Source organism: Sporolactobacillus sp. BBK16-2 (genome assembly GCF_059878335.1).
Window position 1 is genome coordinate 2,313,938 of the sequence record NZ_CM187611.1, and the last position, 14,149, is coordinate 2,328,086.

A 14,149-nucleotide genomic window follows, 5' to 3' on the forward strand; every position below is an offset into this window, starting at 1 on the left:
GCGAACCGAGACAATACCCTTTATTGCTCCGTGTCCAAATAGTTTCTCATTGATTCAGCCACTTTTTCAGGTAATCCGGCTTCTTGCAATTCTTCTCGGCTTGCTTCGCGTATTTTTTTCATCGAACCGAATTTGCGTAGCAGCATTTGCTTACGCTGCCTGCCGATTCCCGGAATGTCGTCCAGCAGAGAGTGAATCATCGATTTCGCGCGGACCTGTCGATGGAAAGTAATAGCGAATCGATGCACCTCATCTTGGATACGCTGCAACAAGTAAAATGCTTGACTGTTTCGCGCCAGTGAGACGAGCTGAGGAGGTTCGCCGATGACAAGCTGTGATGTTCGATGCTTATCGTCCTTCACAAGTCCGGCAACAGGAACATAGAGGCCAAACTCATTTTCGAGCACGTCAATCGCTGCGGAAAGCTGCCCTTTACCCCCGTCAATCAGAATCAAATCGGGCAGCGGTTTGCCTTCTTTCAAAATGCGTGCGTAACGCCTGCGCACAACCTCGCGCATCGTCGCATAATCGTCCGGTCCATTTACTGTCTTCACACGATATTTCCGGTAGTCATTTTTCTTTGGGCGCCCATCCTCGAACACAACCATTGCTGAAACCGGATCGGCCCCTTGGATATTCGAGTTATCGAACGTTTCAATGCGGCGCGGTGCCGGCATGTCCAAGGCTTCTCCAAGCTGTTCAACTGCTCCGATCGTCCGCTTCTCATCACGCTCGATCAGGGCAAATTTTTCCTTAAGTGCGATGCCGGCATTTTTGACCGCCATCGCAACAAGATCTTTTTTTCGTCCGCGCTGAGGTTGAAGGACTTCGGTTTCCAACATCTGTTCAATCAGGCTCTTATCGACCGAATTCGGGATCAGAACTTCTTTCGGCTTAATGTGATTTTGATGGCTATAAAATTGACCGATAAAAGTCAGGAAGTCTTCCTCAGGCTCTTGATAAAATGGGAACAGTGACACCTTACGCTCAATCAATTTTCCTTGGCGCATGAAGAACACCTGGACACACATCCATCCTTTGTCAAAGGCGTAGCCAAAGACGTCGCGATCATCCAAATCATTAAAAATAATTTTTTGTTTCTCCATTACCGTTTCAATATTGCTAATCTGGTCACGCAGTTCCTTCGCCTTTTCAAAATTGAGCTGTTCGGAGGCTTCAAGCATTTCTTCTTTCAGGCGTTTTTTCACATCCTGGTAACCGCCATTGAGAAAACGCGTAATGTCATCGGCCATTGACTCATAGGTTTCTTTCGGAATATCGTAAACGCATGGTGCCAAACACTGCCCGATATGATAGTACAAGCAGACTCGGTTTGGCAAAGTGCGGCATTTGCGCAATGGATAGAGATGATCGAGCAGCCGCTTCGTCTCGTTTGCGGCAGTAACGTTTGGATAGGGACCGAAATACTTGCCGCTCTTTCGATTCACCTTGCGCGTAATAATCAGCCGTGGGTACTTCTCAGTCGTCAGCTTAATAAATGGATAGCTCTTATCATCCTTCAGCATGATGTTGTATCTCGGCTCATACTTCTTGATTAAATTGATCTCGAGCAGCAGTGACTCGATTTCTGATGAAACAACAATATACTCAAAATCAGCGATATCCGCAACGAGCCGCTGCGTCTTCGCATCATGGGAACCGCTGAAGTAGGAATGGACGCGATTGAACAGATTCTTCGCTTTCCCTACATATATAATCTCTCCTTGAGTGTTCTTCATTTGATAGCAGCCAGGCTGCTTCGGAAGCAAGCTCAGCTTTTCTTTTATTTTCTGATTGACCATCAGTTATCGATCATCCTTTGTTTCTTGATTCTTGCATACTATCTTTTATTATCTAAGAGATCAGAAAAACATTCAACTTTTTAGAGTCCGGAACAAAAAAGGACAGTGGCGAAAAAATAAGCGCCTCTGTCCAAGCTTAGATCTATTCGTTTAAAAAATAGTCATCAGAATAGGAATTTCAATCATACTGAGGAGCGTTGTTTCCGTCACCATTACGGCCGCATAGTCCGAATCTGCATGATACAATTCTGAGACAACCGGGGCATTCGTCATGACCGGCATCGCCGACTGCAAAATAAAGACCTCCTTCATGAGTGCGGGCATCGGTGCCGGCAGCACCAACAGGGTCATAATTGCAGGTGCTGCAACAAAACGGCCGATCAGGACACCAATATTGTCCTTATTAAGACGGAGTTTGCTCAGACCCGCCTGATGAATCGCAATACCAATAAAAATCATCGATAACGGAATGGTGAGCCCGCCGATATAGTTAAAATCGGACATTAAAAAAGCGGGCAGTTTCACATGCAGAAGAACCAGAATAACACCTACTATAAAGCCAAGCAGCGGCGGTGAAAAAATTTTACCGAGCGTTTGCTTCCAACTGATTTTGCTTAGATAGTTTCCATCACGTTGAATCAGGTAGACACCCAGTGTCCAGAAAAAAGTCGTATTGGCCATATAAAATACAAGAACATAGGGAAGACTTTGCTCACCGAACAGAGCAAGATTAACAGGCAGACCGATGAAAACCGTATTCGAGTTGCAAAACATTGATTTGAACAATCCGCTATGATTTTTCTGAACAGAAAAGATCTTAACTGCCCAAAATGAGATGGCGAACAAAATCAGCATCGACAGAATCGGAAAGCGCAGATTCGGCAGTAATTCAATTAATTCTTTACTTGTAAAATGGTTGGTAATTGTGCTAATCATATAAGCAGGAAGCGCAATTTGCGTTACCAATTTAGCAATTAATTTACTTGTTTTTTTATCAAACCAGCCGCGATGAGCCAATACATAACCCACGCTGATCATTATAATTATGACTAAAATCCCTTGAATGCCTTGAAAAAAGGTGCCCACCTGAGTGCCTCCACAACTGACATGCGTCAACTATTCACTGTCATTTTTTACTTTCTTGTATCAATGAGCATACCTCTTAGCCAGAATCATAGTCAATAACTATTTTAAAAATTAAAACAATAATTTGTGACAGTATATTGTCAATGCTTTACAAGCCGGCATGCTGATCAGCGCACGAAAAAACCGGGCGTCGCCGCATATAAATGCGATACGTCCCGGTTTTCCATGGATTTCACTATATTTTTTACTAATCAATCAGCCGATATGCTGTTTGATGCGTTCAGCAAGGGCTTCTTTCGGTTGGAAGCCGACAACTTTGTCAACCACTTCGCCGTCTTTGAACAAGAACATGGTAGGAATACTCATAACTCCGTACTTGCTTGCTGTCGCTTGATTTTCATCAACATCCAGCTTTACGATTTTAAGATTATCTGCTAATTCGGAATTCACTTCTTCCAAAACAGGTGCCATCATTTTGCATGGTCCGCACCAAGTAGCCCAAAAATCGGCTAAAACAAGTCCCTTTGAAGTTTCATCCGCAAAATTTGCATCGTTTACCTGACTAATTGCCATTACAGAAAGACCTCCTCAAATAGTTCAATATGCTCTATGTCACACAGTATAGCATGTGCCAACACGAGATTCCATTATTCAGCTTGGCGCACACATTACTTGAATTCAACGACCGTCACGCCGCTGCCGCCTTCACCCTGGGCACCGAGACGCGACGCCTTCACACGCGGGTGGCGATCGATTAATTGAGTGACACCCTTGCGCAGTGCACCGGTACCCTTACCATGAATGATCGAGACGCGTGCATAGCCTGCAAGCAGCGCTTCATCCAAGTATTTCTCAACCTTCAGCATCGCATCTTCATAGCGTTCGCCGCGGAGGTCAAGTTCCGGACGCACCGTTTGTCCTGAAGTACGCACATTAACGACCGGTTTAACCTTCTTCTCTTCTTTAACTTTTTTCAAATCGCTTGCTTTGACATTCATTTTCAAGATACCGGCTTGTACCAGATATTCTTGATCACCGATTTTATTGACAATGTATCCGGTCTGACCGAAACTGATAATCTTTACTGCGTCGCCAGGCTGAAACCCAGATACCACTTTTTGAACAGGCTTCGACGTATTGGACGAATCTTTTTGTTCAAGAGAATCCAGCGCATGCGCCAATTTGGTCTTTGCGTCAATGAGTTGATGCTCCTTGACCAAGCCGTTATTTTTAAATTGGTGCAGCTCATTTATAATTTCCTCTGCCTCGCGCCGTGCATCTTTAAGCGCCTGCTCCGCTTTCTCGCGCGCTTTCTTCAGAATGTCCTCTTTTGAGCGTTCCAATTCATTCAAGCGCTTAGACAAATCTGCTTCTTTTGCTTCTACTTCAAGCTTCAGATGACGTGCTTTTTCTTCCTCCATCTCGGCAGCTTTCCGATTCTTTTCCAATGAAGCGATCATCTTATCGACCTGGTTGGTCTCGCGGCTGATCTGGAGTCTGGCGCCGTCAATAATATCGGCCGGTAAGCCTAATTTCCGTGAAATTTCAAACGCGTTGCTTCGTCCCGGAACACCGAGAAGCAAGCGATAAGTCGGGCTCAGTGTTTCCACATCGAATTCAACACTAGCGTTCATGACACCCGGCCGTTCATATGCATATGCTTTTAGCTCGCTGTAATGGGTCGTACAGACAATTGTGGCTCCTTTACCATAAACGGCATCGAGAATCGACATAGACAAAGCTGCACCTTCCTGAGGGTCAGTTCCTGCACCCAGCTCATCGAAGAGAACAAGGCTGTTAAAATCGACCATCTTCAAGATTTTAACAATGTTCGTCATGTGTGACGAAAAGGTACTGAGACTCTGCTCAATCGATTGTTCATCACCAATATCAGCAAAGACTTCGCGGAATACACTCGCTTCCGATTCTTCGTCAACCGGTATTTGAAGCCCGGATTGTGCCATGAGCGTAAGCAAACCAATCGTTTTCAACGATACCGTTTTGCCTCCGGTATTCGGTCCTGTGACAATTAGTGCATGTGTGTGCTCGTCAAATACAACATCAATCGGGACAACTTGGTCCTGATTAATCAATGGATGACGTGCTTTCTTCAGACGGATAATGCCGCTGTCATTCAGCTTTGGACGTGTCGCTTTCATCTGGTGTCCGTATGCGGCTTTGGCAAAAATAAAGTCGAGCTGTGCCAATCCCTCAACGTTTTCCAACATCGGTTCGGCAAATTCTGCTGTTTCTTCCGAAAGGACACGCAAGATCCGCTCAATTTCATGCCGTTCTTTTGCCCGTGCTTCACTGAGCTGATTATTTAAGTCAACGATCGCTTGTGGTTCAATAAATAAGGTTGCACCTGAAGCAGACTGATCATGGACAATACCGCCGAACGATCCGCGATATTCCTGTTTGACCGGAATTACCTGACGATCATTACGAATTGTAATAATCTGTTCGGAAAGCATTTTTGCTGTTCCACTCGAACGGACGATACTCTCCAGTTTCTGCTTCACCCTGCTGTCACAGGTTCGGATCTGGCTGCGAATATGACGCAAAGCCGGACTTGCCGAGTCCATAACACCGCCTTGATCGTCAATTGTGCTACGGATTTTCCGTTCCAGGCTGCCCGGAGGATCAATCGAATCTGCGAGTTCCATCAAAATTGGAAGTTCAAGTTCTCTTTCCTCGATCAAATCCGTAATAAAATTTTTCATCAGACGGGCGCCGCGAATGGTGTCGGCAATATCAATCAGTTCTTTTGCCTGAAGAATACCGCCTATTTTGGAACGTTTCAGCGCTTGACGCACATCAGTAATACCGCCAAAAGGTACAGATCCCCTTAATCGGAGTACCGTTGCTCCTTCATCAGTTTCCTCCTGCATTCGTTTAACTTCATTCAAGCTGTCTGCAGGCGTCAGATCCGCAATTCGGTTTTTTCCTAATGAAGAAGCTGTATAATGCATTAATTGCTGTTTGATTTTTTCATATTCTAGAATTCTCAGTGCATGTTCATTCACAAATAACATCTCCCTCTATCTGAGGATGGTCATCATTCAAAAGGCCTTTTTATTCTTAAAAAAGTCCATAAGCCGATCTGTCGGCCAAGTATTAATAACGTTCTGCGGCTCGATGCCGGCACGAATAGCCGTCTCAACACCCAATTTCATGTCTTCCATCATTTTCAGCGAGTGGCTGTCCGTATTAATCGCGATTTTCACGCCTGCCTCTTGCACCTTGCTGAGCCACTCTGAAGATAAATCCAATCGGAACCGACTGGCATTCAGTTCAAGAGCCGTTCCGGTTTCCTTAGCTAATTCAATCAACCGACTCACATCAACAGCATATCCGTGACGTTTTCCGAGCATTCGTCCGGTCGGGTGTGCAATCAGACGAACATAAGGATTTCGACAGGCGTTCTCCAAACGCTTCATAATTTGCTTCTTATCCTGCGAGAAAGAAGAATGGATGGATGCAATCACAAAGTCCAGTCTGCTCAGAACTTCATTTGGATAATCCAGTGATCCGTCAGGCAAAATATCCATCTCAATGCCCGAGAAAAGTGTAAAATCATCATAATGCTCATTAATCTTCTTTACTTTTTCATTTTGTTCTAATAAACGTTCTGAACTTAGCCCATTTGCAACACGAAGCGACTGAGAATGATCGGTCAGACATGCGTAGAGATAACCTCTTGAGCGCATTGCTTCGGCCATTTCAGAGATCGTATGCGATCCGTCGCTCCACGTTGAGTGCATATGAAGATCGCCTTTGATATCCGATAACTTTATTAAGTTCAACGGTCCCTTTTTCGCAAGATCCAATTCAGATTTTCCTTCTCGCGCTTGTGGAGGAATAAAAGACATGCCAAAGTAGCGGTAGATATCTTCTTCGCTTTTAAAAGTTTGCACGGAACCGTCTTCCCGTTCAATCCCATATTCGCTGATTTTTTCGTTGCGTTCCTTTGCCAATCTACGTAAAAGAACATTGTGCTCCTTGGATCCGGTAAAGTGTAGCAGCATCGATGCATAGATTTCCTGTGTCGCAAAGCGAAAGTCGATGGATACTTGATTCGGATCATCAAGTTGCACCGTCATTTTTGCATCACCTTGCCCGACAACCTCATGAATCGGCAGTTTCTCAATAAGCTGTCGCGACACAGCCTCAGGATCAGCAGTCTCAATCACAAAATCCAGATCCTTCATTTTCTCTTTTGCTCGTCTGAGGCTGCCTGCGTGCGCAAAACGGCTTACCGTTTCGATTGAACACAATACACGCTCGACTTTTTCAGCCAGATCAAGCATATAAGGGATTGGCAGTTCTTTCGGCCGATGAAGCTGTTCATTCAGTGATTGCAACAGATGTTCTTCCGTTTTTTTCCCGAATCCTGCCAATTGGCTGACTTTCCCCTGCTCGCAGGCATCTTTCAATGTATCACGATCAACAACGCCGAGCTCTCGATACATTTTCCCAATCTTTTTCCCGCCGAGTCCAGGCAAGCGAAGAAGATCGAGCAAACTATGAGGTATGTCTTTTTCAAGTGCCAACAAGACAGACGACTCGCCTTGCGCCATTAATTCCTCAATGACCTGCGCCGTTGATTTACCGATTCCTTTAATTTTACTTAAATCACTCATTCCTGCCATCGAACGCGGATCATTCTCCAAGGCAAGACCTGCGCGATGATAAGCAGCGACTTTAAATGGGTTTTCACCCTTTATTTCCAGATACAGTGCAATGGTATCCAGCTGATTTATAATTTGCTTTTTATTCACAATCTTCACCTTTTATATCGTGCAAATGAAAGCCCTGTTTTCTTAGCCCACCCAACCTGCGAATGCGACCCACATCTCTTTTAACATATCTGAAAAGTAGGGGGTGCTCGTAATCATTGATTGTGCCAGCGTTGATTGATCAATCGCCGATTGAATTCCGCCGACCGGTGTCAGTGAACCGGCGTACAGCAAGAAGAAAATAATCAAATAGGCTTCAACGAAACCAATCAGCGCTCCGCTCAAATGATTGACAGAACGAAGAATCGGCAGTTCAGCAAGGAAATTCAGCATTGAACCTAGGATTGTCAATACAATCTTTGTGGCGATAAATAATATAATAAAAGCGATCGCCCGATAATAAGCAGTCTGCAAATCCATATTTCCGAGGAATTGAAACAGATCACTTTGAGAAGCCGACGAAGGGAATGGAATCCAAAATTTCAACGTTCCCGCAAGCGGCTTAAAATAAATCATCGCAATGATATAGGCAACGACAAAGCCCGCAAGATGCACCAATTGCAAAATCAGACCGCGACGAAATCCATTAAAGAATCCGGATGCGAGTATGATCAATATAATGAGTGTGAGAAGCATAAGATCGATCCCAACTTTCTTTCCTATGTAAAATGAGCGCCGTCCCAATAAAACAAGGCAAACGTTGACACTTTTTAGTCTTATCATATCAGAAACGGCGGCAGATGAAAAATGTGAGTATCTGTCGATTCGCCGATACTAAGAACCGTTTTTGTGAGGTTTCATTGTTCTTGATTACAGACCATCAGGTATTCATCACAATGATTCCATTCATGATCAATGATCAGCCTGTCTTTGCACCAATCAAATATCTCCTGTAAGTAACCAAAAAGGATGACAAAATTGTCATCCTTTTTAATGCCATATAACCTTGTTTATTTCACAACTTATTTACCCGTAGTAATCGTATCCTTTGCCAAGGTATAAATCGTTTCCCCTTTTCCGAAAACGGATTCCCAATCGGCAGTGAAATCAGTGACCGCTTTATTGATGGCCGGCATGCCTAAAGCGGAAGCCAAAATATCCGCGCTCATGGTCGCTGCCTGAGCACCCACTTCAAACGCTGTATTGACCTGACCGACATTTTTAAAGCTGGCGGCAAGAATTTTTGTGCGGCTGCCTGTTCGTTCAATGGCTTTAGCCAGTTCTGCTATTGATGCTTTGGCATCAATGTTCATGTTTTCCATCCGGTTGAAATAAGGGGCAATATAATCAGCACCTGCCTGGATAGCCAGATAGCCTTGAAATTTCGTATAGATTGCTGTTGCGGTAACGTTTACATTTTCTTGTTTCAAACGTTTGATGGCAGCCAAACCCGCCTCGGTTACCGGAACCTTGATGTACACATTGCGATCCACATTTTCTAACACGGTATGTGCATCCTTGATCATGTCTTCCGTATCTTCCGAGACAACCTGTACATGAAGTGTTGCCTGATCGCCAATGATCGACCGAACCGTTTTTAAGTGCGTGAACAGATCAATTTTGCCTTCTTTTTTAACAATTGACGGATTAGAGGTCACCCCGGCAAGTGGAATCACCTTAACATATCTCTTAATTGCGTCCAAATGAATCGTATCAAGTAGAAACTCCATATCGAACACTCCCTTTTCAGTATTTGCACATTTGTGATCTTATTATCCATCTCTAATGATTACGCTTTCATCGTAGCATGAAATGAATTATGAATACATACTCTCACATATTTAATATTCTTCTGTGCATAATAAATCCTGATAATAAGCGATTTTTTGGAATAAAAAGCAGATATTCATGCACATATGTGCACAAGTCAATCATAATCGTGCTATTTTTATAATCGCTTGGGCAGTTTCACTATCCGTTATAAGCGTGTTCATATAGGGAGTCTTTAGCAAAGCATGAATAGACGGCACTTTGTTTAACGAACGTGCCACACCAATTGAGTAAGGTACTTTTGCCAACAATTCCGGATCAATTCCGATCGTACGATTATAGATGCTCTCCTTCAGAATGTGTCCATCCTCATCAAAGAATCTGCAGCAAAAGTCGCCAATTGCTTGATGATTTGCCAAGTTATGATTATCCACAACCGTTAAATAATCACGCCAGCTGCTTTCTTTACTGTTCAATGGTCCGCCAATGCCAAACATAGCGATGTCCAGTTGCTCCCAATAGGACTTAATCTCCTGAAAATCATGTCCATTCATGATCGCATCGCGCAGCATTTTGGAATCTTGAATGGCTCCCGCATTAATAAAAATGCTTTCTCCACCAAAATGCCTGGCAAGATCATAAATAATTGCGTTCACATGATAGCGTGAATTCACATGGCTCGGCCCACCAACAACAGGGACAAACGTCGCATTTGTTTTTTTGACTCCTTTCAGCTTGCCGATCATGCTTGCAAGTGAGGAACCCCAACTCAATCCGACCGTTTCTCCACCTTTGATCAGCTGCTTTAAATAAAAAGCCGCTTCTTCAGCCAGTTTTTCATCCTTTTCGGTTTCCGTATCATTCCGGCTCGTTGAAATGACCACAACCTCTTTCATGTGAAAAATCTTTTGCAGTTGAGACTCGAGTTCATAAATTTCAGGATCAAAATCGTGGATCTGAATAGCGACAATGCCCTCGGCTCTCGCCTGAGTCAACATGCGGCTGATGCTCGTCCGGTAAATGTTCAGTTCCTTCGAAATCTCGCTCTGCGTCTTGCTCTTAATATAATAAAGATAAGCGATTTTAGTTAACAGACGCTTTTTATTATTTTCCACAGTACCTCACCCTCAAATCACAGATCAACGTAATGCCAACTGATTTGGACTATACCAGTATTCGCCGATTTGCCCATCTCAATTTGCAATGATGACTTTTGTCTTTGTTGCGATTGGTTCAAGCACTTCTTCAGGTGCCCGCTTATCCGTAATCACACAATCAACGCTTCCCCAATCGGCTGCCTTTACAAATGAACTTTTAGAAAATTTCGAGTGATCAAGCAGAACAATTTTCGTCTGACATTTTGCAAGCAGTGCACGCTTCATTTCGGCATCTGCAAAACTCGATGTACAAAAACCATCTCGGTTCATGACACCGCTGGATCCGAAAAATCCGATATCAATGCGGATATCATTGAGTGCCTGACTTGTAAAGTTTCCTTGAAATGACATATCTGCCTTACTGTAATGACCGCCGACACAGTAAAAGTCATTGCTTCCATTCATTAACTCCATGATTGCGGTCAAAGAACTGGTGAGAACAGTCTTTCCCTGATAATGATTAAGATATCGTGCGAGAAGAGCAACCGTACTCCCTTGATCAAGTCCGATGACACAAGAGGTTTCAGGTAAAAATTCAAGCGCAGCTTTCACAATTTTTGTCTTGTCATCCAGAAATGTGGTCGTTCGATTGATTACCGGTTCGATTGCATCCGATTGATCAAGCACTGCTCCTCCATAAACCGTTTTAGAAATTCCTTGTTCTTCCAAGTATTTCAGATCTTTTCTAATTGTCTCATCAGACACATGGAAGTGTTCAACCAGTTGCCTAACCTTTATTTTTTTATTTTCGATGAGTAGTTGCGTCATCTGTTCGCGCCGTTGCTGAATTTCTGATGCCTTCACATGTAAACGCCCCGATCTTTTAACTGAACCAATTATACCATGAAATCGTTATAATTCATTATAAAATTTGGCACTTATGTGTTATATGCTATAAAATCCAAGTTTTTCATTGAATGTTTCTTTATATTCTTTATAATAGGGGATGTAGATAGATAAGAAAAACCGAGCAAAAAGCGCCCGGTCCTTAATCTCCAGCCATGTGTGATTGGTTTGTGTCTTTACAGTGTTGAATCATCGCTTCGGTTGCTCGCTTGCCGCGGGCGCACCGCGAGCCTCCTCAGACAAGCAGAAATCTGCGGGGTCTCGCTGGCACGCTGATCCCGCAGGCGTCTCGCACCTCCGCTTTGATTCTCGGTCAAGACACTGGTTTATTCGTTTAAATATGGGGTAAAATCTTATACTTTCTTTTCTTGTGAAAAAGGTTGCAACGGGTCTTAAAACTCTGCACAAAATACTCAATTAAACACGATCTTCAAATTCGATTATGAAGGGGCGAACATCAATGGCTGAAATGTATGCGATTTCAAATAATAACTTCATGAATATAAGAAAAAAAAGTCTTCTTGATGACATGAAAACCTTCCTGTTTCAAAACGAACGGCGTATTTCTCTTGAACGGGCAATTCTTTTTACGAAAAGCCATAAGCAAACGGAGGGAGAGCCGCAGATCATTCGACGTGCAAAAGCAACGGCTTATATCCTTGACCATGTAAAAATCAGCATTCGTCCCGGTGAACTATTGGTCGGCAATCGAACCGTCAGACCGAGAAGCGGCATTTTGTCTCCTGAGATGGATCCCTATTGGATTATGAAGGAAATGGACACCATCCATGACCGTCCGCAAGATGCATTCTATTTTACCGAAGCGGACAAACGTGTCTATCGTGAACAATTACTGCCCTATTGGTCCGGACGTTCCATGAAGGACTTTATAAATGGAAAAATCCCGAAGAATGCCCAAAAGGCCGTAGACGATCTTGTGATTAAACTGAACCAAACCGACAAGGGGCAAGGACATATTATTATGGATTTTCAAGCCATCTTGAACCATGGTGTCAGTTACTATATTGATTTATTAAGCAGAAAAAGCGCGGCGCAGCCTGAAAATAACTTTTTCATAGCCGCTAAGGTTATTTTTGAAGCAATGGCCCGTCACTTCTTACGCTACCGCAATGAGGCATTTCGAGAAGCCAAGAGCGCCGAAATTACTGAAGCACGGAAAGTGGAACTGCTGGAAATGGCTGACATGTGCAAGCGACTGAGCAGTCAGAAGCCGCAAAGCTTCTATGAGGCGCTGCAGCTGCTCTGGATGACCAGCATCGTCGGTCAATACGAATCGAACGCTTCTTCCCTTTCACTCGGGCGGATGGACCAATACCTCTATCCTTTTTATAAAAAATCCGTTGAGGAAGGTGTTCCGGGAGCTTTCATTCGTGAAGTGCTTGGGGATTTCTATGTTAAAACCAATGATGTCGTGCTTTTAAGAAGTCGCGAAAGTGCCAAATGCTTCGCCGGGTTTCCAACCGGTTATACGGTGGCACTGGGCGGTCTCGATCAATACGGTCAGTCATCGGTAAATGAGCTCTCTTACCTGATGCTGGATCTGTATCATAGCATCCGCTTGCCGCAGCCGAATCTGTCTGTCCGAATCAATGAGTTGATTCCGCGTCGATTCCTGAACAAGACGTGCGAAACCATTCGTCTCGGCACCGGCATTCCGCAAATTTTCAATGATGAGGTCATTATTCCTGGGTTCCTCAGCAAAGGTGTTTCTCTGGATGATGCTCGCGATTATGCGGTTGTCGGTTGCGTGGAAACAACGATTCCTGGGAAAACCTACGGCTTGCACGACATTGCCCTATTTAACTTCTTGCGCATCATGGAAATCAGCCTTTACGAATTACGCGATCGTGATGACTTGACCTTTGACCAGCTTGTTGCGTATCTCTTAAAACGAATTGACGGTTACGTAAAAGATGTCACCATCGGATCTGACATTGTTGACCTTGCTCACCGCGAATTCGCACCGATTCCCTTTCTTTCAGCGCTTGTTGAAGATTGCATCGACAACGGTAAAGATATTACCGAGGGCGGCGCGCGCTACAATTTTTCCGGAGTTCAAGGCATCGGCGAAGCAAATCTGGCAGACTCACTTTTTGTCATTAAGAAGCTTGTTTTTGAACAGCACGAAATGAAATTCAGTGAATTAGTGGATGCACTGGAGGCTGACTTTGAGGGGAAATACAAGAATCTGCAAAACCATGTGATCCATGATTTCGATAAATACGGCAACGATAATCCTGAAATTGATATGATCGCCGCAAAAATTTTCCGTCATTATGCACTTGAGCTTGGAAAATACCGGAATATTCGAGGTGGTGAATTCAACGCAGGCGCATACACCGTTTCCGCACATATCCCGCTCGGCGAAGATGTCGGAGCAACGCCGGATGGAAGAAAGGCTCATGATCAGCTGGCTGACGGGGGACTCTCGCCAATGGTCGGACGCGACAGACTTGGTCCGACAGCCGTCCTAAAATCGGTCAGCAAGATTGACAATGTGCTCTGCGTTAACGGCAGTCTGCTCAATCTTAAATTTCAGCCAAGCACGCTGCAGGGTTCATCGGGAATTCATAAATTTGCCGATTTTCTCATGGCTTTTACCAAATTGAAAATCAGACATGTCCAGTTTAACGTTCAATCACGGGATACACTGCTCGACGCACAGAAGCATCCGGAAAACTATGCCGGGCTAATCGTCCGCGTGGCCGGTTATTCAGCGTTCTTCGTTGATCTGAACAAAAAGATTCAGGACGATATTATTGCTCGCTGCGAGCATGTCCTATAAGGA

Annotated in this window: 10 protein-coding genes; 1 reads left to right on the plus strand and 9 read right to left on the minus strand. The window is 44.1% G+C overall.

Annotated features, from left to right (window positions below):
- Positions 1-20: 20 nt before the first annotated feature.
- From uvrC to AC6F33_RS11640, 9 genes are all read right to left on the minus strand, one after another.
- On the minus strand, positions 21-1,802 hold the full coding sequence (uvrC, locus tag AC6F33_RS11600) for an excinuclease ABC subunit UvrC (protein WP_480948425.1): 1,782 nt from the start codon (positions 1,800-1,802) through the stop codon (positions 21-23).
- 150 nt (positions 1,803-1,952) lie between these two features.
- Positions 1,953-2,888 carry an AEC family transporter gene (locus AC6F33_RS11605; protein WP_255745696.1) on the minus strand — a complete coding sequence of 312 codons (936 nt, stop codon included), beginning with the start codon at positions 2,886-2,888 and terminating at the stop codon, positions 1,953-1,955.
- A gap of 255 nt (positions 2,889-3,143) precedes the next feature.
- Complete coding sequence (gene trxA / locus AC6F33_RS11610) at positions 3,144-3,461, minus strand: thioredoxin (RefSeq protein ID WP_253058713.1); 318 nt, start codon at positions 3,459-3,461, stop codon at positions 3,144-3,146.
- Between the two features lie 95 nt (positions 3,462-3,556).
- Complete coding sequence (locus AC6F33_RS11615) at positions 3,557-5,914, minus strand: endonuclease MutS2 (RefSeq protein ID WP_255745698.1); 2,358 nt, start codon at positions 5,912-5,914, stop codon at positions 3,557-3,559.
- Positions 5,915-5,950: 36 nt separating this feature from the next.
- The gene (gene polX, locus AC6F33_RS11620) at positions 5,951-7,678 is read right to left on the minus strand and encodes a DNA polymerase/3'-5' exonuclease PolX (protein WP_480948426.1); all 1,728 of its coding nucleotides are present in this window, start codon (positions 7,676-7,678) and stop codon (positions 5,951-5,953) included.
- A gap of 33 nt (positions 7,679-7,711) precedes the next feature.
- Complete coding sequence (locus AC6F33_RS11625; protein ID WP_480948427.1) at positions 7,712-8,263, minus strand: CvpA family protein; 552 nt, start codon at positions 8,261-8,263, stop codon at positions 7,712-7,714.
- Between the two features lie 326 nt (positions 8,264-8,589).
- Positions 8,590-9,297, minus strand: coding sequence for a fructose-6-phosphate aldolase (locus AC6F33_RS11630; RefSeq protein WP_255745706.1), 708 nt, complete (start codon positions 9,295-9,297; stop codon positions 8,590-8,592).
- A gap of 201 nt (positions 9,298-9,498) precedes the next feature.
- Positions 9,499-10,452: a sugar-binding transcriptional regulator gene (locus tag AC6F33_RS11635; protein WP_255745709.1), complete on the minus strand. Its 954-nt coding sequence runs from the start codon at positions 10,450-10,452 to the stop codon at positions 9,499-9,501.
- 78 nt (positions 10,453-10,530) lie between these two features.
- Positions 10,531-11,298 (minus strand): DeoR/GlpR family DNA-binding transcription regulator, encoded by a 768-nt coding sequence (locus tag AC6F33_RS11640; protein WP_255745712.1) that lies wholly within the window; start codon positions 11,296-11,298, stop codon positions 10,531-10,533.
- A 502-nt stretch (positions 11,299-11,800) separates the two neighbouring features.
- Between AC6F33_RS11640 and AC6F33_RS11645 the strand changes: the two genes are divergently transcribed.
- Positions 11,801-14,146 (plus strand): formate C-acetyltransferase, encoded by a 2,346-nt coding sequence (locus tag AC6F33_RS11645; RefSeq protein WP_500777140.1) that lies wholly within the window; start codon positions 11,801-11,803, stop codon positions 14,144-14,146.
- The last annotated feature ends 3 nt before the right edge of the window (positions 14,147-14,149 follow it).

What these genes read in the sequence shown, in the direction of transcription:
- AC6F33_RS11625 (WP_480948427.1), bottom strand. Translation starts at nt 8,263, where the DNA reads ATGCTTCTCACACTCATTATATTGATCATACTCGCATCCGGATTCTTT.
- trxA (WP_253058713.1), bottom strand. Translation starts at nt 3,461, where the DNA reads ATGGCAATTAGTCAGGTAAACGATGCAAATTTTGCGGATGAAACTTCA.
- uvrC (WP_480948425.1), bottom strand. Translation starts at nt 1,802, where the DNA reads ATGGTCAATCAGAAAATAAAAGAAAAGCTGAGCTTGCTTCCGAAGCAG.
- AC6F33_RS11630 (WP_255745706.1), bottom strand. Translation starts at nt 9,297, where the DNA reads ATGGAGTTTCTACTTGATACGATTCATTTGGACGCAATTAAGAGATAT.
- AC6F33_RS11645 (WP_500777140.1), top strand. Translation starts at nt 11,801, where the DNA reads ATGGCTGAAATGTATGCGATTTCAAATAATAACTTCATGAATATAAGA.